Raw genomic sequence first — 21,198 nt, 5'->3', positions numbered from 1 at the left:
GACGCATGAAACTCCATTCAGTCCTGACATTCGCAGCGCTCCTCGCAGGAGGAAATTTCTCCCAGGCGCAAACCATCATCTATTCCCAGGACTTCTCTGCCAGCAGTCCTGTTGATGGCTCAGGAATCCCCGCAACGATCGAAGATGGCATCCTATATGCTAGTTCGAGCCAGAGCATCACCGGCGGGGATTCAGGAGCCCAGGCCACCAATGGCGATTATGCCATCGCTTTGGGGCGAATTTCTGGCGCCGATGACGGTTACATTTTCAATGCTGACCCAAGCTATGTGCCCGTTGGACAGAACGGCACCGAGGATTTTTTCCCAAGCGCAGGATTCGCAGGCATTGATCAGAACTATGTCTTCACCTCTGGCATCATCACCATCGACGATCAAGGGACTCCCCGCACCGGCACGGTTTCAATCAACGCGAACGCCTTCAATGTTGGTGGCGAATACTTGAGTCTCAACCTGATCAGGATCGAAGAGGATGATGCTACCGGAGAGGTGGTGCTGATCATTGACTATGACGCCTTTGGAGATTTCGACGGGAACGAGAACCCCACCATCACCACGAATTTCGGAGTCAGCGGAGACCTGACGGCTTATAACTTTTTCGACGCTGCCGAAGCAGCCAACAGCATCGGAGCCAACAATGGTTTTGCCGAGGTGTTGACGTTCACCCTTGTCGAGGCGTTTCCGGAAATCCCCACCCTTTCATCCATTGTCTACTCCCAGGACTTCAAGGCGAGCAGTCCAGTCGATGGATCAGGAACGGTAAGCCCCATCGAGGATGGTCTTCTTTATGATTCCAGTGGGCAGACCATCTCCGGGGGAGATTCCCTTAACCAAGAGAGCAATGGGGAATACACCATCGACCTCCTCCGCCCATCCATGTCAGTGCCATTCGATCCGGGTGATCCTGATGCGGAACCTCCAGTCCCACCAACACCTGCCGATCAAAACGGCTTCATTTTCAATGGTGACCCCGGCTTTGTTCCGGATGGCGGCAGCATCGCACCTTTCTCGGGCTTTGTGAGGACCGGATTCGCAGCGATTGACCAGAACTACACCTTCACCTCGGGCCCCATCACCATCGACGACAATGGGACACCCCGGACCGGAACCGTCAGCATTACTGCGACCCTGTTCAATGTTGGGGGGGAATTCCTCAATTTGGGTCTCGTTGAGGTCGGCGAAGATGCCAATGGTGATCCCACCCTGATCATTGCCTACGACTCCTTTGGCGATTTCCATCCTGGAGACCCTGACGCGGAGCCCCCAATAGTAATCGGAAATGAGAGCATTCTCGTCACCACCAACTTTGGAGGCATTGGTGATTTGACGAGCTTCGACATTTCTCCTGACACCCTCAACAACTCGACCACTGAGGGAGTCTTTGTTCACAATCTCGTGAGCCTACCAGAAGAGCTTGTGATCATTGATGTAGGCTTCACGCCTTCTGGTGATTTCTTCATTCTGCTGGATTCGGACGCCACTGGCAGCACGGTCTCCGTCTCCACGGATCTGAGTTCGGATTCATTCAGCCCCATTGAAGCGACCACCGAGGGAGCTCTCATTACCGTCGCAGAAGGAGATTTGCCGGCCGACTCGGCTTTCTTCAGGGTTTCCAGGTAGGCTCACTCAGCGCTTGGCTTCCCAGGTGGAATGGCGGCGGGGTGCGCTGGCGCTCAGCTCTGATGTTAGACCGCTCCAAGCGGCGATAGGTGCCCGACCACTGCCCCTGCACCGACCTGCACATGGATGGGCTCTAGTCCTTTGGGGGGAGAATTCCGCTGCGATACGCCTTGCTGATGGCAGCCGGGGCATTCTCCACTCGAAGCTTGTCGTAGATGTGACGGATGTGAGTTGCGACGGTGGCGAATCCGATTCCGAGTCGGTTCCCGATCTCCTTTTTGACGAGCCCTTCCCCCAGAAGTGTGAGAATCTCCATCTCCCGTTCGGTGAGCGGCTTCTCCAAAATCAGTTCGGAGGACTTGTTCCTGATGGCATTCACCATGAAGTTTGCCACGCCTTGATCAAGGAGCGACTTGCCCTCCATCACCGTTCGAATTCCATTTTTGATCTGCTTGACGGTCGATGACTTGAGCAGATAGCCAGCTGCTCCCTCAGAGATCGCACGAAGCACATCGGCCTCACGATCAGATTGACTGAGGATCAGAATTCTGGCCTCGGGCGCCTCCTTTCTCAGGTAGGGAATCGCTTCCAGACCTGACATCCCCGGAAGATTAAGGTCGAGAAGAACGATATCCGGTTCGGGGCGACTCTTTGCATCACGGAGACCGCGCAAAGCGACCTCGGCCGCACCGTAGACGCCGACCAAGTCGATATCGGACTCCCTTTCGAGAGCGAGTTCGACGACCTGACGGTAGTCGGGACTGTCTTCCACAAGCAGGACTCGAATGGGTTGTATCATGAGGTTTTCTGAGGGGTGGTGGGAGCGCAGGATGGCCCCGACCCGATGGGAGAAAATGGTAGCATTCTCCAGCGTCTGCGCAGTCTCAGGGTAATGCAGGTGCCCTCTCCTGGCGAGCTCTCCACCTTCAGCCTGGCCTTCAGCAGGCGCGCCCGGCGCTCGAGAGAGTGAGGAATCTGATCCTTCAGGGATTCCGGGAGCCCTTCCCCGTTATCGCTGATCGTCAGGAGGATCTCACGAGGATCCACTTTGAGATGGGTGCGAAGTTGGCTTGCACCGGAGTGTCGACAGATATTAACCAGGCACTCCTTATAAAACAGGAAAAGATCGACGCTGGTGCGCTGCCTGAGTTGTTGGAGGTGTTCCCTTCCTTCGATGACGAGCTCGTGATCCAGTTGGGGCGAAATTCTTTCCGCGATCCGTTGCATGTCGGGTTCCAGTCCGGAGAACAGTTCCTGGGACTCGAGAAGATCTGCCATGTTGCGAACTGAGAGGCCGGAACGCCGGGTAACGTCGCGAATTCGCCGCATGATGCCCGAAAACTCAACGTCATCCTGACGTGACTCCTCGGCCAGATCGCTCAGCAACCCGATGGTGTGCAGGTTGGCTCCCAATTGATCATGAAGGTCGGCGGCAAAACGCTCCTTGATCCGGGTGATCTCTCGCAGGTGCCGAAAACGATCAAACACGATGACGAATACAATGCCGGCGACGAGCAGAGCCACCAGCGAGGCGGTCCAGCGCAACCTGGCCTTCTGGCGCAGGTAGCGGACCCCCAGTTCCTCAGCAACGAGGGGACGCAAGGCCTCAAGGTCATGACGCCGCGAGAGTTGGTTCATCCACTCCCGTATCGACAGAATTTCTCCGTAGTAATTGTGGGCGTCGGTCATCCGGAACAGGGCTTCTTTTGAAACCGAGAGGGAGCGGTTGGCGGAGACCGTCGCGCCTGCTGCGGCGTTGCGGTCACCGGAAAGGACTTCGATCTCCGAGAATGCGATGACGTTCCGGTTCGGGTTCCGTGAAATGACCGGGCGATGGTCCAGAATGTTGACCCGGACATAGCGGCAGCGTGTTTCCGGAAAGCTACGCGTGATGATGGGACCGTCATCGGCAATCGAATTCAACTGGTACTCGCACAGCAAGGTTTCGTCCGAAAAATCGGGACGCGTGGCTCCCGTGACCTCGACGTGCCGTGGTGTGGCGTAGCCGATGAAGTTTTTCATCGGAATGGATGGCGGTGTGTCGAAGGTATGCAGATTGACCTGATTGACCGATTGAGGTGTCTTCAGGTCGATCGTCAGGGTCGGCAGCGGATTCGAACTGCTGACTCTGATGAGCATTGCCTGGCTCCCTTCCTCATCTCGGGCATCCATCAGGTAGGGGGTGAAGCCATCGGTGAGGAAGCTCGGATGAAAATTGGCTTCAACGAAATCCCGTGAGCCGACCTTGTTTTGAGCAGCCACATTCGCAGATCCGCTGAACACCATGATCTCGGCCAGTTGAAGGAGGTAGCTGTCCTCGAAAATCCTCGACGAGAGAACCGTCGCTTCGACCGTGACCCAGGATGCCCTGACCGGCTCGATCGGCACGGCCAGCGGGGCGATCCGTGGCATCAGCTTGTCATCGGCGGAGAACGATGCCACTTCCGTAATCGTATCGTCCGTCCCTGCCAGAATCCGGAATTCGATCGGAAACCCTTCCGCCACCAAGCCGGCGTGCGGTTCGCGCCAGAGCGTCGGGACGAGCACGACTTGATCGATGAAAAACTCGTCGCCCAGTTCGATGCGAAATGCCTCCTGGGTCTCGGCCTTGGGATGGGGCTTCGAGTGAAATCCCACCGATCCGGTGCCGCCACGCAGAGCGTAGCTGGCGAGTTGTCCGAGTTCGGAATCGATATCGGTTTGCAAATCCTCCAATTCCGACAAGGAGAGTTGATCCAGCTTGGGGGGCGCGTGCCCGACACCGCCGGTCGCAGGAAGCAGGCCTGCCAGAAGCAGAAGAATGACGATGGCTGAGATGCGTCGCACGACGGTGCCCAGAGTAACGGGATCCCCATCTTCCACAAGGCGTAGGAGCGGTCGGAGAAAGGTAGGACAGCGGGACATCCACCGAATGGTGGATGGTATAGTTCGCCAATTCTGCGATATTCGATCTCGAAACCCATCGAGGCGAACCGCCTCTTAAAGAGCCCCGAATTCGAAAAACCCGCCATGAAAGCATCAAAACCCCTTCTCTTCTCCCTTTGCGCCCCCTTTACCCTATCAGGGCTATCGCTTGCCGCAGAACTATCGGCTATCGACGCCGACGTCGCGGTGGTGGATTTCTCCGGTCAGACTTTCACCGGGCCTCAGCCCTTCACCACTACCACCAACAACTGGGCGCGCGCAGACGACTTTTCCGGCGCCAACTTCAGTGGCCTGACCATTGGCATAGGTAGCGGTTCAAATAATGCGAATCAGCCCTTCCTCGACGCCAAGGTTGCGAATGCCGACTTTTCCGGAGTGACCTTCGACTGGGCACCTTACGTTCACCAGTCAAATGGACTGAGGGTCAACATATTCCGTCAGCAAGAACCCTCCGGAACCCAATACTCAGGCGCCACCTTCGCAGACTCGGTTTGGAACATCACCCTCAATAGCACAAGTTTTGATGCCGCTTCCTCTGTGGCGCTCTTCAATGACGGATCCGGGGCGACCGATGCGGCGACCGCTACGAGTGCGGTCGATTTCACGGGGGCGGATTTCAATTTCACCGGAGTAGGCGCCGCCACGCTGGCCAACGAAATTGCGACCATTTTCGTGACCAATCTCGGCGGATTCGACGGTGAGACGCCCATTGGGGCCTTCTTTGATGCGGAATTCGTCAACAACAACTTTGCGGAGTTTGACTACGCGACTGCGGCGGGCCTGCAAATCGACTTGAGTGCTGCAGGGTGGCAATTGGTGGGTCCCGGAGTTCCACTTCCCGCGACGATCTACTGGACCGGCACCGGCGGAGCCACCTGGGACCAGAGCACCACGGCAAACTTCAGCACGAATTTCGAGGCCTCCCCCCTTGCGGTTACTGATTTCGATTCCGCGACTGCCACCTCTGGAAAAGCAGTGTTCGCCGACGAATATTTTGATTCCGGTTCCAAACCTGTAACGGTCAGTAACATCACCGTCGCCGCTGGAGGTGTCGACGTCGATACCATTGAATTCACGAATGACGAGGTCACCTACACGGTGAACAGCTCGGATGCCAATGGGATCAAGACCGCCACGCTCATCTCATTCACGGGCGGAGGTATCACCAATTTCACGGGCACCCACGCCCACACGGGCGATACCAATGTCGTGGATGGCTACCTGACACTTGAGGACGGCGGACGAGTCAGTTTCGCTCCGACAGCAAACGGAACCACCAACCGAATCCATGGTGATCCCGATGCCGGATTCGTGGATCTCAATGGTGAGATCTTCTTCGATTTGAGTGGGGCCGACATTTCCGCTGGAAACCGTTGGACACCGATCGATGTCAGCACCTTGAACGAACTCTATGGTTCAACCTTCAGCGTGAACAGCTCACTCGGAGCCTTCGCGGAAAGCCTGGAAGACCCGAATGTATGGACCCTAAGCAATGGAAACGAGATCTGGACCTTCTCAGAGTCCACCGGCACTCTGGTCCTATCCTTCATCACTTACGATATCGGAACTCCTACCACCTCCCCATTTGATCAGTCGGCGAACTCACTCTCAAATACCGGTAACCTCGCCACCTGGAACTTTGCCACCGGCTACAATCCAAATATTGACGCTAGTGACTTCAGCGGCATCGATTTCACCTCACTCAACGAGCTCACTGCGATTGATTTCTCAGCTTCATCGCTCACGGGTGCTGGGATCGGGAACTTCTCTGGAAGCAACTTCAGCGGACTGACTTTGGACTTGGGGAACCAGAACAACGCATTCCGGGGGGATGACTTTACTGGCGCGGACTTTAGCGGCAGTACGATCAACGTAGGAACCGGTGGCGGTGGCAATCAGCCCTTCCTCTTTGCCACGATTGTGGATGCCGACTTTTCCGGAGTGACCTTCAACTGGATTCCGTCTTCAAATGGGGACGGCGATCATCGAATCAACATGTTCCGCCATGATCCAGTGACAGGCACTGCCTACACCGGAGCCACTTTCGCGGACTCAGTCTGGAATATTAACCTCACTGGAACCTCACTTGTTGCCGGTGCTGCCAACCTAGCCTTTTTCAATGACGGTTCCGGAGCAAGCGATGCAGCCAATGCTGCGAATGCGGTCGATTTCACAGGGGCTGACTTCAACTTTAGCGGAACCGTGGCATTGGGCAGTGATGTGGGTAACCTGCTAATCACCAATCTAGGTGGTTTCGACGGGCCCACTGCGATCGGTGCGTTCTACGACCAGGCCTTCGTTGACAATAATTCTGCTGATTTCGGTCATTCCGGTTCATCCCTGGTCGCCGCACTGAATGCGGCCGGATGGCAGCCGGTGGGCCCCATCGTCGTGACATCCCCGTTTGATTCGTGGGCAGCGGCCAATGGTCTCGACGGCAGCCCCGGCAAGGAAAGCGGCCCCTCGGATGACCCTGATGGAGACGGAAGCAACCTTTACGAATACTTCTTCTGGAACTCCGACCCTCTGGTGGCCGAGGCCTTCGGTTCCGAGCTACGCGGTGTTGACGCAAGCGGGGCCGTCACAGGTGACCTTGTGTTCTCCCATGACCGGCCGGTTGATATCAGTGAGCTTACGGTCACCTATCAATGGTCCACCGATCTGGTCACGTTTTACAACAGCGGTGAAAGCGACGGCACCAGCACCGTGAGCTTCGCAACTGGCGACACCGGAACTCCAGCGAATGGCCATACCCCTGAGTATGAATCGGTGGAAGTCACCGCATCGGTCACCTCAGGGCCCGTGCCCGCGAAACTCTTTGTGCGGGTTAGCGTGACGCTTCCCTGATGGCCGCGATACCGCCTCCAATCGTTTCGGGATCCAGCGAATGCGCCCCGGAGTCATCCGGCTCTTGCCACCATCCACCAAACAGGGGATGGCGGAATCCCTTCCGACCTGTCAGGCTTCTCATGCTGAAATGGCTCGAGCCGAGCCATCCACGGGAAAACACCGGCAATAAACCCAACAAACCCATGATACCACAACACACCAAATGCGCTCTGCTATCAGGCATCGCCCTCACGCTGTTCCCGGTCGCCGTCCAAGCGGCAACTCTCGCCTCGTTCGATTTTGAGGGAGGAACAGCCGGCGCAACCGCTGACACTTTCGTCCCGGATACCTTGACCGGCTTTCAGGTGACCGGTCTGACCGGATTCATCTACCATAACAATTCCGTTACTGGAGGCAACTATTACAACGGAAGTCTGGGCGCGCACCACGTCTCTCCCATCAGGACTTCGACGACAATAGCGGACAGTTCGTCATTCACGACCTCGGGGACATCCGGCCAAACGATCAGCTACGAAAGTTTTTCAGGACAGTTTTCGGAGAATTCCGGTAATATCAGGATTGATCTCTCCTATAGTATCGACGGGGCGGCGGCGGTTGCGGCTGGGACCTTTGACCCTGTCCAGGGTGTCCCGCTTGATGACTCGGGATCAGCCTTTGATTTCGCGGACTTTTCCACAGACAAGTCTGTCGTGTGGACCCTGACCTTTACCGCTCAGAATAACAATAACGACCGGATGCGATTCGACGATTTGGTGATCACTGGCGACGTCGTTCCTGAACCTTCCAGCACAGCACTGTTCGGACTTGGTGCGGTGGCTCTGATGATCCGCCGTCGTAAGTAATCAAGTCATTAGGGCGGTCATCCCCTTGGTTCTTCACGAAACCCCGCCGTGAAGAACTTCAGGGGGGACATTGCTATGTCGCGTTGCGATAATCCGACTTTCCCAAAACCTATCAAATGAAGCGAAACCTACTTCCGTGGCTTGCCACCTTCGCCATCTCCTCGACGTCCCTGGTTCCCGCGCAGACGGACCAGAAACCCTATGACGGCTCGTGGGAGTCGCTGCAGAAGATGCCGGTGCCGGCCTGGTTTGATGACGGCAAGGTCGGCATTTTCATCCACTGGGGCCCTTACAGCGTGATTGGCTATCGCAAGGGGGGGCGCGGATATTCGGAGCACGTGCCGAAGATGTTCTACACCGATCCCAAACACTACTACCCATACATGAAGGAGCGCTGGGGCGCGAATCCGCCGGAGTTCGGTTACAAGGACATCATTCCGGAGTTCCAGGCAGAGAAGTGGGATCCGGACGGCTGGGCGGAACTCTTCGAGCAGGTCGGTGCGAAGTATGTGGTGATGACCGCGGAACACCACGACGGTTGGGCGAACTGGGACTCGGATCTAACACCGTGGAACGCGAAAGACATGGGACCGAAACGCGACCTCGTTGGGGATCTCGGCAAGGCGTTGAAGAAACGCGGGCTCAAATACGCGCCTTCCTACCATCGCGAGCGCCATCAGTCGTTTTTCGCGAAGAAGCAATATGTCGTCGATGCCGTTCCCCAGGATGACATTGTCGAGGAAATCAAGCGGGTCCCGGAGGCGGCCTCGCTCTACGGTCCCTTCGGCACCAGCAAGGAGTTCGTCGACGACTACGTGGCGCGCTGGAAAGAGATCCAGACGAAGTATCAGCCGGACTTCCTGTGGATGGATGATTTTCCGATCTATACGCGGGATGGGAACAAGGTGCGCGGAGGAAAAGCCAAGCCAGAGGTTCAGTATTTCGATGATCAGGTTCGACTGATGATGACCGATTTCATGAACGATGGGGCCGCCCGCGGTGCGGAGGTCTACGTCAATAACAAGGGTGCCAACCGCAACTGGCCGGATGGTGTCGGCTGCCTCGAAAAAGATAACCTCAAGCTGAAGGTGATCGGACCAAAATGGCAGAGCTGCACGACGTTCGGCACCTCCTTTGGCTATCTGGAGGGCGACAAGTATAAGTCCGTCGAGAGCATCATTCGTGAAATGATCGAGGTGATCAGCCGCAATGGGAACTTTCTGATCAACATTGGCCCGAAGGCGGACGGCACGATTCCCGAACCGCAGCTCGAGCGACTGAAGGCGATGGGTGCTTGGCTCACGATCAATGGCGAGGCAATCTATGGCTCGCGATACTGGAAAGAGAGCGGGCAGGCGGATGAGCATCTCGCCTTCACCACCAAGGGGACCAAGCTCTACGCCATCAAGCTTCGGAAACCCACCGCAGCGTTCCTTATCAGCGGAACAGCCGGCTGGAAGGCGGAAGCGGTGAAGTCCGTACGCCTGCTGGGGTCTGCGGCGGCAGTGTCGTCCGAGATGACGCCTCAAGGTCTTCAGATTTCCCCACCATCGGATCTTGGAAAGAGCGAGTATGCCTGGTCGTTTGAGATCATCACCGACGAAGAGCAGCATCATCCGAATGTGGTTGAAAAGAATGTCGATCAGGTGCTGAGCGGAACCAAAGCGGTGGATCTGGACGGAAACGACGACGGCGACACCAGGCGAAAGAGGAAATAGCGGAAGCTGACGCCCATTTCCGAAAGTTCTGCAGTGGGGCTCCGTAGGACTTTCCCTGCGTGGGTGGACCCAGTCACGAGGCTTCGCTCCGGGAACTCCGGAACCACTCGCGCTCGATTCGAAACGATCGCCCGACCATCTTTAGAGGAACATTTCATGAGCACCCCATCAGTCAGACATTCAGCAACTGTCGCGGCATCCGCCACTCTGCTTCTTGCTGTGCAAGGAGTCTCCATCGCAGCGGATGCTTGGACCATCGATACCCAGAAGCAGTGGGCCGAGGAGGTCGGGAATCAGGATGATCTGAAGATCGAGAACGGAATGGCTTCGCCGACCGGCAAGACGGCGACATTGAAGAGTGGTCTGAAAGCCTTTCCTGAGAAGCGTCGCGCGAAGGCCGTGACGATCCGTCAGTCCCCCGTTTGGTTAAACTGGCAGCCGGTGAAAAACATCGGGCCATCGAACCTTAAAGACGCCCCGGTCTTTCTCCAAATGGGACCGGACAACTACTGGATGTTCGGGCGCTATGGAAACACGGTAAAGAAGGGAGAAGGTGTCGGTGCGGTGGCGGAGCTTGAGGGCTTTGATGTCCCGCTGAAAACGACTTCGGATCCCAAGCAGTTCGATGCCCCCGGAGGTCTGGAAAAATCACTGGGCGGTTATCACGCCTGGCAGAGCCGGGACATGGAGAACTGGGTGCACCACGGGCCGGTCTCCGATGCGCAGGGCAAATGGCTGACCACCGCCGAGGTCGCGGACGGGAAAGCCTACTTCTACTATGACTTCCCGAACGACCAGGACCCGCATCTGATCATCGATGAGGATCTAACGGATGGAAAGGTCGGGAAGAAGATGGGCATGGCCTTCAAGGACCCCTCGGATGGATCGGATTGCGCGATCATTCGCGATCTCGACGGAAAATTTCATCTGATCTACGAAGACTGGAGCCCGATCGACGCGAGTCGTCATGCCTGGGACTCGCCGCTGGCGGGTCATGCGGTGAGCGATGACGGCACGGGCGATTTCAAGATCGTGGATCCCGCAGTGGACGAGCGCACCGAACCGACCGGAAAGTTTGCCGAGTATCTTCACCCGCACTGGCACAAGGAGGATCCGGAGAATTTCCCCGGCAAGGTCTACGAAGGCAAGAAGACCTATCATGGCATCCAACCGGGCAAGATGGCTGCCTTTGCCAAGTATGAGATCCATGAGCCGGCTCAGGATGCCTTCGGTGATTGGGCGGCGATCTCGATCGGTGGCCAGCATTACCTTTTCTGTGACTTCGATCCCTCCACCGCCCACGGAGACAAGAAGGCGATGAGCGTGGCTTGGTTCACTTCGCCCAGTATCGACGAGCCCTTCAAGTTTTGTGGCAAGCTCGGCTCGGGACACCCGGACCCCGACATCATGTTTGCCGAAGGCCAGTTCTATCTGGCGACCCAAATGAAAACCGACTACGTGAGCTCCGGACCATGGGTCGATGGCGTGGAAGTGCGCGTTGGCGTGGATACCGACAAGGATGGCTCCGTCGATCAGTGGAGCGACTGGCAGGAGGTGAAGGAAAGCTACGACTACATTCCGGGCTTCGCCAAACAAGTCGCGAAAACTCCCGCTTCGATGGATCTCAGCGAACTCCCTGAGGGTTATGGGTTTCGGTTCGAGGTCAAACTCACCGATACCACTGAGAACGAGTCCAAGCCGATACTGGATGGAATCAAAATGATTTTCGAGTAAGAGCCTTCACGAACCCAATACGATGAACAGAGCGATCACCCTGCTTCTCAGCGGTGCTTTGGCGGTCATGGCCGTCGGGCAGGAGAAACCCAATATCATCCTGGTGATGACCGACGACCAGGGTTATGGCGATCTCGCTTGTCATGGGAATCCCATCTTGAAGACGCCGGAGCTCGACAAGCTTCACGCCGAGTCGGTGCGTTTCACCGACTTCCATGTGAGCCCGTTTTGCACGCCGACGCGGGCGGCCTTGATGACGGGAAATCATCCGGGGGTGACGGGCGCCTACCGCACCAGCTCGGGGCGCACGATGATGCACCCCGATGAGAAAACGATCGCCAACCTGTTTGCCGACGCCGGCTACGTGACTGGCATGGTCGGCAAGTGGCACCTTGGCGACAACGCGCCGCACCGACCTCAGGACCGCGGCTTCCAAAGTGTCCTTTGGCACCGTTGCGGCGGGATCGGTCAGGCGTCGGATTACTGGGGAAACGACTACTTCGACGACACTTACGAGCGGGCGACGTCTGACAACAAGCAGGGCGTCTTCGAGAAATTCGAGGGTTGCTGCACCGATGTCTGGTTTCGCGAAAGCATTCGATTTGTCGAAACGTACAAGGATCGGCCCTTTTTCCTCTACCTTGCGCTGAACGCCCCGCACGGCCCCTATCACGTTCCTCTGAAGTGGGCGAAGCCCTACCAAGGCAACAAGCAGGTTCCGAATCCGAACTTTTACGGAATGATCGCCAACATCGATCACAACATGGGGATCCTGCGTCGGCGACTGGACGAGCTCGACCTGGCCGAGAACACGATCCTGATCTTCATGACCGACAACGGCACTTCTGCGGGCGGGAAGTTCAAGGGATTGGATTCCGAGGCTCTGGTCGGTTACAACGCCGGGATGCGCGGTAAGAAATCCTCGGTCTACGACGGTGGTCATCGCGTGCCGTTTTTCATCCACTGGCCAAAGGGCGGCTTGAGTGGCGGCAAGGACATCGGGACCATTGCGGCGCACATCGATGTGCTGCCGACTCTAGCAGACCTCTGCGATGTTCCGGTTTCCGAGGGATATGATCTGGACGGAGTTTCCCTGAAGCCATTGCTCAAGGGACAGCCGCTGGAGCGAAAGCATCATGTGGTGCAGTACCACGGCGGTGCTCATGGCAAGGCCATGCCACCGGGTCCCCTCGCCTTTTCGACAGTGATGACTGAGCGCTGGCGGCTGGTGAATTCGGACGGACAATATCTTTTCGATATCGAGGCCGATCCGGCCCAGCGAAACGATGTCGCGTCCGAGCACCCTGAAGTAGTTGAGCGTTTGCGAGCGCTCTACGATCCGTTCTGGGAGCGGGTTTCTCCACGTCTGACGCCAGTGCGCATCGACCTCGGCAACCCGGATCAGAACCCCACCGTGCTCTGCTCTCAGGACTGGCAAATGGAAAAGGGCAACCCGCCATGGAATTTCGGTGCCATCAGGAAGCTACCGAAAGTGACGGGACCGTGGTTGGTGAATGTGAAGAGAGCCGGGCGCTACCGAATCACCCTGCGCCAGTGGCCGGAAGAGGCGGACAAACCCGTCGTCGCGGTGCGCGCGAAAGTTGAGATTGCCGGACAGGAAAGGGAAACATCGGTCGAACCGGGAAGCAAAGGCGTGTCCTTCGAGTTGGATCTGCCCGCCGGATCGACCGAACTGGTGACCTACCTTTTCGACAAGCAAGGCAAGGCAGGCGGCGCTTACTTCACCGACGTAAAATTGCTCACGGCGCAACAGGAGGATGCCCCACAACCTTGAAACCCACGACTCCCCTTTTCCTCACAAGTTTATGAATCGTCTCAGTCTCGCTATCCTGGTCGCTGGCATGGCCAGCCTTGGTTTTGCATCCGCGAAACCTAACATCGTTTACATCATGACCGATGATCAGGGTTACGGCGACGTGCAGTCCCTCAATCCGGATCGGGGAAAAATCCCCACACCAGGCATCGATCGCATTGGGCGCGAAGGCATGTCGTTCACCGATGCGCATTCGGGGTCGGCAGTCTGCACTCCCACGCGCTACGGCCTTCTAACAGGCCGATACAGTTGGCGCACGAAGCTGCAGAAGGGAGTGGTGCAGGGCTTTGCTCCCTGTTTGATTGCTGAGGACCGCCCGACGGTCGCCAGCTTTTTGAAGCAGCAGGGCTACCACACCGCGATTATCGGCAAATGGCATCTGAACTTTCAATATGCCGACCCTGAGAGTGGCGAGATCCTGAAGCGAAAAGGCAAGAAAGGTGGGCTTGCACCGGTCGGGAGCAGGATTCCCGATGGCCCGGTAAACCGTGGCTTCGACTATTTTCACGGCTTCCATCACGCCGGCGACATGAAGGGGGTGATCGAGAACGACAAGGTGATCGCCCATGAGGACGAAATCCACATGTTGCCGCGGCTGACCCGCAAGGCGGTCGAGTACATCGATGGGCGTGCCGAAGCGAAGGACCAGCCCTTCTTTCTCTACGTCCCCTATGGATCCCCGCATTCACCGATTGTTCCGACGCAGGAGTGGAAGGGCCGCAGCGGCCTCAATGATTACGCCGATTTCGTGATGCAAACCGACGACGGAGTGCGCCAAATCCTCGAAGCCCTGGATCGCAATGGCTTTGCCGAAAATACTCTGGTGGTTTTTACGGCGGACAATGGTTGCTCGAAGGTGGCTGACATTCCAAAGCTCGAAAAAATGGGCCACTACCCCAGCGCCCACCTACGAGGTTCCAAGGCCGACCTGTGGGACGGCGGTCACCGCGTCCCCTTCCTGGTGAGATGGCCCGGGAAGATCAAGGCGGGATCGACATCGAAGCAGCTGATCTGCCACACCGACCTCTTTGCAAGCTGTGCGGACATCCTCGAGCAAACGCTGCCGGAAAAGGCCGCGGAAGACAGTGTGAGTTTCCTGCCTGCATTGGCGGGTCAACCCATCGTCTCCACGCGCGAAGGCGTGATTCATCATTCGATCAGCGGCCATTTCGGCTACCGCCAGGGAAAATGGAAATTGCTGCTCGCTCGGGGTTCCGGTGGCTGGACCAGTCCGAAGGAAAACGAGGCCACGAAGCAGGGTGCGCCGGTCGCCCAACTCTACGACATGGAAGCGGACCCGGGAGAAACCACCAACCTCTACGAGTCCCAACCGGAAGTGTCCGCCCGCTTGCTCGCACAACTCGAAGAGGATGTGACACGCGGACGAAGCACCGAAGGCCCCGCCGCAAAGAACGACGTGACAGACATCACGCTCTGGAAGAGTGGGCAGAAGTAACACGCCAAATCGAGCGACCTCCCGAACAACCTTACCGATGCCGATCAGACAAATCCTGACGATAGCCTTCTTGATGATTTCGGCCACCGGCGTCCATGCGGATCCGGAAAAGCCGAACATCGTGTTCCTGATGACCGACGACCAGCGATGGGACACGCTGGGATGTTATGGGAGGACCGACGTGCTGACTCCGAACATCGACAAGCTCGCCGAGCAAGCGGTGGTGTTCGACAATGCTTATTACGCCGTGGCGATCTGCATGCCGAGTCGCACGACGATGTTTACCGGTCGCTACTTTTCGGACCACAAGGTGGGATTCACCTACCCCTACAATCGCACCCTCCCCAAGGAAGAGTTTGCCGACAGCTACCCTGCCCGATTGAGAGACGCGGGATATCGAACCGGCTTCATCGGAAAGTTCGGGATTCGATTGGAAAGCATGTCGAAGACCGTCGCCGAGCACTTCGATTTCTTTGCGGGCATCTCCACCACCAGCAAGCATGGACCGCACTTCCCGAAAGACGACGAGGAGCTTCAGAAGATTTATCGAAAAGACCGCGATCCCAAGGAACGCACCCTGATCAAGGGCGATGCCATGATCCGCTTTCTCGAAACCCAGCCGAAAACTCAGCCATTCTGCCTTTCTGTCAGCTTTGATGCGGTGAAAAACGATCGCGACAGCGACATGTATGGCCCGCACGTGAAGCTTTTCGAGGACAAGCAGATGTGGGTTCCCGGGAATTGGGTTGAAGGGAAGAACACGCAGCTCCCCAAGGTGCTGGACCATTGCCGAGGCACCTACCTGCACATGGACCGGACTTCGACGCCCGAACTCTATCAGAAGCTGGCGCGTCGATTTGCCGTGCAAGCTTACACCGTCGACCAGCAGGTCGGCCGGCTGGTCGAAAAGCTCGAAGAGATGGGCGTGATGGACAACACCATCATCATCTACACCAGCGACAACGGACGCTTCCATGGCTCGCATGGGATCTACGACAAGGCGATTCTTTACGATGAAGCCATGAAGGAACCGCTGATCATCTTCGACGGCAGATCCGGCAAGGAGGACCGCGGCCGGCGCGTCGATGCGATGGTTTCGTCCGCCGACCTCGCCCCCACCATGCTCTCTTTGGCCGGGGTGGAGGTGCCGAAAGCGATGAAGGGGCAGGATTTGAAGGGCCTGTTGGACGGCACTCAGGACACCGGCAAGTGGCGGGACTCGGTGCTTATGGAAAATTTCTTCATTCAGGAGATTTTCAAGGTCCAGAACAATCCGAAGAAGGCCAAGGCCCTGAACGATGAGATCATTGCAAACAATCGCTCGTATCGTTCCCGCGGTGTGCGCACGGATCGCTACAAGTATTTCAAATACTTCGAGCACCATCCGGTGATCGAGGAGCTCTATGACTTGGAAGCGGATCCCCTCGAACAGAACAACCTTGTTTCAAATCCGGAATACGCGGAATTGTTAGGAAAGCTCCGTGCAAAAACCGCCGAGCTCCACTCGGAGGCCACTCCCTAAAAGTCGAAACTCAGATAGACAAAAACCCATGAAGAAACTTTCACATGTCATCCTCAGCCTCGTCCTTGGAAGCCTCGCGCAGGCCAGCGCGGAATCCTTGCCCAACATCGTCTTCATTCTCGCCGACGACCTCGGCTATGGCGACGTTCAGTGCCTCAACCCGGAGCGCGGCAAGATCGCGACTCCAAACATGGACAAGGTCGCCGCGCAAGGCATGACCTTCACCGACGCCCATACGACCTCTTCCGTGTGCACCCCTACTCGTTACAGCATCCTAACAGGTCGCTACAACTGGCGAACGAAGCTTCAAAGCAGCGTGCTCGACGGTTACGGGGAACCGCTGATCCCGACAGACCGCATGACCGTCCCCAGCTTCCTCAAGGACAACGGTTACACCACCGCGATGATCGGAAAGTGGCATCTGGGGCTTGGCATTGCGACCACCGACGGGAAGAAGGCAAAGGCAGGCGCAGGCTTGAAAGCAAAGAAGGGCAAAGGCGCCTTTCCCCCGGCTGAACTCTCCAACATCGATTGGAAGGGCGAGATCAAGGGTGGCCCGGTTGACCTGGGATTCGAATCCTGGTTTGGTATCACCGCTTCACTCGACTTCCCTCCATACGTCTGGATCCGCAAACGCAACTGGATCGGGGAAGGCACCCACGTGAAGGCATTCCACCGTGATGGCCCGGCAAGCGAGGACTTTGAAGCCATCGAGGTGCTCGTCAAGCTTACGGAAGAAACCGTTGAGTTCATCGGTGAATACGAAAGCGACAAGCCATTCTTCATCTACATGCCCCTGCCCTCCCCGCACACGCCAATCGTTCCGACGAAGAAGTGGCAGGGAAAAAGCGGCATGGGTGATTACGCGGACTTCGTGATGCAGACCGACGATGTGGTCGGCCAAGTCGTCAAGGCGCTCGATGGCAAGGGAATTTCCGAAAACACGATCGTTATCGTCACCAGCGACAACGGCTGCTCGCCGCGCGGGAACTTCAAGAACCTGGAAAGCCACGGTCACTTCGCCAGCGCCCAATTTCGCGGTGCCAAGGCTGACATCTGGGAGGGTGGTCACCGCGTGCCCTTCCTCGTGAAATGGCCGAAAGTGATCAAGCCGGGCAGCGTGTCCGACGACCTTGTCTGCCAGGTCGACCTGATGGCAACCTGTGCCGACCTCCTCGACAAGGAGCTGCCGAAAAATGCCGCTGAGGATAGCGAGAGCATCCTGCCGATCTTCAAGGGAGAAGAGACGGACTTCTCAAGAAAGGGCATCGTCAGCCACAGCGTCAGCGGCCACTTTTCCTATCGTGAAGGAAAGCATAAATTCATCCTGGCCTACGGATCAGGTGGCTGGATGGCACCGAAGGAAGCTCAAGCAAAGAAACAGGGCTTGCCGAAAGCTCAGCTTTACGACCTCGACGCCGACCCGGGCGAACAGAACAACCTCTACACATCAAACGCTGAAACGGCCGAGCGATTGCTTGCCCAGCTGACCGAATACGTCGAAGCCGGATCCTCCGTCAAAGGCAAGGACTCCAAAAACGACGTCGACAACATCAAACTCTGGAAGAGCGGAAACTGAAGCTATTGTTTGTCGGATCGAGTCCTACTTCGTCGTCCGCCCTCATCCCTCTTTTCTTGCCATGAATCAGCTCCTGAAAAAGCCATTAGTGATCTCCATCTTCGGGGTGTTTGCCCTGCATGCCATTGCACCGGTGGCAGCCGACGAACGTTTCGTGCTTCACTACGACAGCCCGGCCGCCAATGACTTGATCAAGTCCGACGGCAAGAACAAGGAGCCCAATTTCATCAAGACGGCCCTTCCCTTGGGAAATGGTCGACTCGGCGCGATGTTTTCCGGCGGCATCGCGGAAGAGCAGCTGATGCTCAACGACATCACGCTCTGGATGAACACCAAGCGGGGTCAGGATGAGGCGGCCCAGTCATCGGCGCGCAAGGTAAGTCCCGAAGACTTCGAGAAAGTGCGGGAGACATACCGTCAGGAAAAAATGGGATCAGGCCCGGAGAGCATGGAGGGCATTTCCACCAAATATCTCAGCTCGAAGGAGCCGCTGGGCAACTACGCGCCCTTTGCCAACCTGGTCATTTCGACCGGGCACGACGCCAGCAAGGCAAAGAACTACAAGCGCTCACTCGATGCCCGGAATGGCGTGGGAAACGTCAGCTACTCACTGGATGGCGGCGACTTCACCCGCGAGTATTTCTGCAGCTTCCCCCACGATGTCGTGGCGATGCGCTACACCGCGGATGGAGCTCGGCTCGATCTGACGATCAGCGCTAATACCTTTCACAAGGACAGCAAAGTGACGGCCGAGAACGGCCGTATTTCCCTGCTGGGCGAGGCTTCCATGGTCGAGGACAACATGGAGTTCATGCAGCTCGTCCAGATCGAGGCTGCGGATGGCGAAGTGAGCGCCCAGCCCGATGGTTCGGTGAAGGTCTCCGGTGCCAGCGATGTGCGGATCTTTCTCGCAGGCCATACCGACTATCTGCCCAACTATCCGACCTTCAAGGGTCGTGACTATCGCGGCGACTGCGACAAGGCAATCAACGCCGCCACCACCCTGGGCTATGATGCTGTTAGAAAGGCGCATGTCGCCGACGTCACCGAGCTGATGGAACGCTGCCGCCTCGAGCTCGACTTCAAGCCCTCCGGTGTCACGACCGACAAACTCGTCAAGAAAGCGAGTCGTGAGCTCGAGAACCTTTATTTCAACTTCTCCCGATACCTTCAGATCAGCTGCTCGCGCGGCGCGCCGGTTCCCTCGAACCTGCAGGGGCTCTGGAACGCCAGCCTCCAGCCGGCATGGAACTGCGACTACCACACCGACATCAACCTGACGATGAACTACTGGATGGTGGAAACGGCCAACTTGCCGGAATCCTTCAGCCCGTATTTCGACTACATGAAGGTGATTTCGGAATCGGGAAGACACACCGCCCGCACGACTTTCGGAATCGATCAGGGATGGAGCATGGGGCTCAACGGAAACGTGTTCGGTTTCACCGCGCAGAACGAGCATGGCCGTCGCGCGCAGCAGGCGGGACACTGGCTGAGCCAGCACCTGTTCGAGCACTACGCTTTTGGTGGTGACCGGAAGTTTCTTGAAGAAGCCTACCCGATCATGAAGGGCGCGGCCGAATTCTTCGTGGCCCATCTGGCACCGTGGAAAGACGGCACGCTGGTTGTGTTTCCCACCTGGTCACCGGAGAACAACTACGGAAAGGGCAAGCTGAACAAGCAAGCCTGGGGTGCGGCCTGGGACCAGCAGTTGATCCTCGGACTCTTCACCGATTGCATTGAGGCCTCATACCTCCTCGGCGTGGATGAGGAATTCCGGAAGGAGCTTCAGGAAATGATCCCGAAACTCAGCCCGCAAAAGATCGGCAAGCACGGCCAGCTTCAGGAATGGCCCGACGACCGCGATGATCCGAAAAACAAACATCGCCACATTTCCCATCTGATCGCCCTGCACCCGGGGCGCGACATCTCGCCGCTCACGACGCCGGCGCTCAACGACGCGGCACTCATCACGATGGCACACCGCGGCGACGAATCGACCGGTTGGAGCACGGGCTGGAAGACCAATTTCTGGGCACGGCTTCACAACGGCGACCGGGCCCACAAGATCTACCAATTTCTCACCTCGAAGCGGGCCTACGCCAACCTCTTCGATTTCCATCCACCATTCCAGATCGATGGCAACTTTGGCGGCGGCGCTGGGGTCTGCGAGATGCTCCTCCAAAGCCATCTTCGGAGCGTCGATCCCGCCGCCGAGACGATCGGAAAGGCAGCCTTTGTCGCTTACAAGCAAAGCCCGCAGAACCCGAAACATTTCGTTCCGGTCGTGCCGGATGAAAGGCTGGTCGATGCGCCCTATATCCTTCACCTACTGCCCGCTTTGCCCTCGGAATGGGCGAAGGGCAAGGTCATGGGCCTGCGTGCTCGAGGCGGTCTCGAAGTTGATATTTCCTGGGACGAGGGCAAGCTCACCCAAGCGCTCTTCCGCGCGACTCGCGACAGCAAATTCCGCGTCTACCATGAGGGCGAGCTGAGCGACGAGATTCAGCTCGAAAAGGGCGCCTCGCTCCCCTGGCCTGCGAAGCGCTAGGATCTGTGGCAATTGACCCGCATCAGCCCCGCCCTTTCCTGAGCGATGGGGACCTGCTGCAGGGCGATCAAGCCACGAAAGGAATGGGTCCAAGGAGGGATGGGATCGTTAGGATGAAGGCAACGAGATTCGACGACCTTGATGATCCTCATGGTTAAACCTCAATTCTAGCCTGAACCGAGGACCATGATTTCAAAATCCTACCCACCTGTCCCGCCATAGCCTTGGCGACGGGGGATCCTATCCATCTTGGTCCGAAAAGATTCAGATGGAACCGGCTTTCTCCCGAGCTTGATCGCTCTGGGACCTGCTGCCCCCTCGTTTCAACGGATTTCCCGCTCCGCCTCACCCGGTTCTTGCCCCCGGCGGGCTCATAGCTCGGAAGACCTGGAGACTTCCTCCGGCATGCAACGTGTTTTTCGTTAACGTTTCGTATCAATCGGACGTATTTACATATGATGAGTCTTTTTCTGGGGGTTCCGGTGTTTTCGCCGGTCCCGTCAGTCAGGGATTTTTCCAAACCCAAACAACGAAAATCACCAACGGCTTT

12 protein-coding genes are annotated in these 21,198 nt (G+C 57.2%); 10 read left to right on the top strand and 2 right to left on the bottom strand.

Going from position 1 to position 21,198, the window contains the following annotated elements:
• Positions 1 to 5 precede the first annotated feature (5 nt).
• Positions 6 to 1,637 carry a hypothetical protein gene (locus tag ACFQY0_RS16155; RefSeq protein WP_379714452.1) on the top strand — a complete coding sequence of 544 codons (1,632 nt, stop codon included), beginning with the start codon at positions 6 to 8 and terminating at the stop codon, positions 1,635 to 1,637.
• Positions 1,638 to 1,770: 133 nt separating this feature from the next.
• Here ACFQY0_RS16155 and ACFQY0_RS16150 read toward each other — a convergent pair whose 3' ends face one another.
• Positions 1,771 to 2,436 (bottom strand): response regulator, encoded by a 666-nt coding sequence (locus ACFQY0_RS16150; protein WP_379714449.1) that lies wholly within the window; start codon positions 2,434 to 2,436, stop codon positions 1,771 to 1,773.
• Positions 2,433 to 4,541, bottom strand: coding sequence for a sensor histidine kinase (locus ACFQY0_RS16145; RefSeq protein WP_379714446.1), 2,109 nt, complete (start codon positions 4,539 to 4,541; stop codon positions 2,433 to 2,435). The genes ACFQY0_RS16150 and ACFQY0_RS16145 overlap by 4 nt, the downstream gene beginning before the upstream one ends.
• A gap of 105 nt (positions 4,542 to 4,646) precedes the next feature.
• Here ACFQY0_RS16145 and ACFQY0_RS16140 point away from each other — a divergent pair, with 105 nt between their 5' ends.
• The 9 genes from ACFQY0_RS16140 (at position 4,647) to ACFQY0_RS16100 (ending at position 20,648) form a co-directional block, all read left to right on the top strand.
• Positions 4,647 to 7,409, top strand: a complete 2,763-nt coding sequence (locus tag ACFQY0_RS16140) for a beta strand repeat-containing protein (protein WP_379714443.1) — start codon at positions 4,647 to 4,649, stop codon at positions 7,407 to 7,409.
• 122 nt (positions 7,410 to 7,531) lie between these two features.
• Complete coding sequence (locus ACFQY0_RS16135; RefSeq protein ID WP_379714440.1) at positions 7,532 to 8,254, top strand: PEP-CTERM sorting domain-containing protein; 723 nt, start codon at positions 7,532 to 7,534, stop codon at positions 8,252 to 8,254.
• A 116-nt stretch (positions 8,255 to 8,370) separates the two neighbouring features.
• Positions 8,371 to 9,972: an alpha-L-fucosidase gene (locus ACFQY0_RS16130; protein ID WP_379714437.1), complete on the top strand. Its 1,602-nt coding sequence runs from the start codon at positions 8,371 to 8,373 to the stop codon at positions 9,970 to 9,972.
• Positions 9,973 to 10,128: 156 nt separating this feature from the next.
• Positions 10,129 to 11,706, top strand: coding sequence for a hypothetical protein (locus tag ACFQY0_RS16125; RefSeq protein WP_379714434.1), 1,578 nt, complete (start codon positions 10,129 to 10,131; stop codon positions 11,704 to 11,706).
• Positions 11,707 to 11,728: 22 nt separating this feature from the next.
• Positions 11,729 to 13,501 carry an arylsulfatase gene (locus ACFQY0_RS16120; protein ID WP_379714431.1) on the top strand — a complete coding sequence of 591 codons (1,773 nt, stop codon included), beginning with the start codon at positions 11,729 to 11,731 and terminating at the stop codon, positions 13,499 to 13,501.
• Positions 13,502 to 13,532: 31 nt separating this feature from the next.
• Positions 13,533 to 14,996, top strand: coding sequence for a sulfatase family protein (locus tag ACFQY0_RS16115; protein ID WP_379714428.1), 1,464 nt, complete (start codon positions 13,533 to 13,535; stop codon positions 14,994 to 14,996).
• A 73-nt stretch (positions 14,997 to 15,069) separates the two neighbouring features.
• Complete coding sequence (locus ACFQY0_RS16110; protein WP_379714425.1) at positions 15,070 to 16,518, top strand: sulfatase-like hydrolase/transferase; 1,449 nt, start codon at positions 15,070 to 15,072, stop codon at positions 16,516 to 16,518.
• A 28-nt stretch (positions 16,519 to 16,546) separates the two neighbouring features.
• Positions 16,547 to 18,097, top strand: coding sequence for a sulfatase family protein (locus ACFQY0_RS16105; protein ID WP_379714422.1), 1,551 nt, complete (start codon positions 16,547 to 16,549; stop codon positions 18,095 to 18,097).
• A 61-nt stretch (positions 18,098 to 18,158) separates the two neighbouring features.
• The gene (locus ACFQY0_RS16100; RefSeq protein WP_379714419.1) at positions 18,159 to 20,648 is read left to right on the top strand and encodes a glycoside hydrolase family 95 protein; all 2,490 of its coding nucleotides are present in this window, start codon (positions 18,159 to 18,161) and stop codon (positions 20,646 to 20,648) included.
• The last annotated feature ends 550 nt before the right edge of the window (positions 20,649 to 21,198 follow it).

The sequence above is a fragment of the Haloferula chungangensis genome, from assembly GCF_042664875.1.
GTDB lineage: Bacteria > Verrucomicrobiota > Verrucomicrobiia > Verrucomicrobiales > Akkermansiaceae > Haloferula > Haloferula chungangensis.
Note: the sequence above shows the minus strand (reverse complement) of the source record. Positions and strands in the feature narration are given on the sequence as shown.

Excerpts from the sequence above, each read along its gene's own strand:
- ACFQY0_RS16155 (WP_379714452.1), top strand. The coding sequence starts at position 6 with ATGAAACTCCATTCAGTCCTGACATTCGCAGCGCTCCTCGCAGGAGGA.
- ACFQY0_RS16150 (WP_379714449.1), bottom strand. The coding sequence starts at position 2,436 with ATGATACAACCCATTCGAGTCCTGCTTGTGGAAGACAGTCCCGACTAC.
- ACFQY0_RS16145 (WP_379714446.1), bottom strand. The coding sequence starts at position 4,541 with ATGTCCCGCTGTCCTACCTTTCTCCGACCGCTCCTACGCCTTGTGGAA.
- ACFQY0_RS16140 (WP_379714443.1), top strand. The coding sequence starts at position 4,647 with ATGAAAGCATCAAAACCCCTTCTCTTCTCCCTTTGCGCCCCCTTTACC.
- ACFQY0_RS16135 (WP_379714440.1), top strand. The coding sequence starts at position 7,532 with ATGCTGAAATGGCTCGAGCCGAGCCATCCACGGGAAAACACCGGCAAT.
- ACFQY0_RS16130 (WP_379714437.1), top strand. The coding sequence starts at position 8,371 with ATGAAGCGAAACCTACTTCCGTGGCTTGCCACCTTCGCCATCTCCTCG.
- ACFQY0_RS16125 (WP_379714434.1), top strand. The coding sequence starts at position 10,129 with ATGAGCACCCCATCAGTCAGACATTCAGCAACTGTCGCGGCATCCGCC.
- ACFQY0_RS16120 (WP_379714431.1), top strand. The coding sequence starts at position 11,729 with ATGAACAGAGCGATCACCCTGCTTCTCAGCGGTGCTTTGGCGGTCATG.
- ACFQY0_RS16115 (WP_379714428.1), top strand. The coding sequence starts at position 13,533 with ATGAATCGTCTCAGTCTCGCTATCCTGGTCGCTGGCATGGCCAGCCTT.
- ACFQY0_RS16110 (WP_379714425.1), top strand. The coding sequence starts at position 15,070 with ATGATTTCGGCCACCGGCGTCCATGCGGATCCGGAAAAGCCGAACATC.
- ACFQY0_RS16105 (WP_379714422.1), top strand. The coding sequence starts at position 16,547 with ATGAAGAAACTTTCACATGTCATCCTCAGCCTCGTCCTTGGAAGCCTC.
- ACFQY0_RS16100 (WP_379714419.1), top strand. The coding sequence starts at position 18,159 with ATGAATCAGCTCCTGAAAAAGCCATTAGTGATCTCCATCTTCGGGGTG.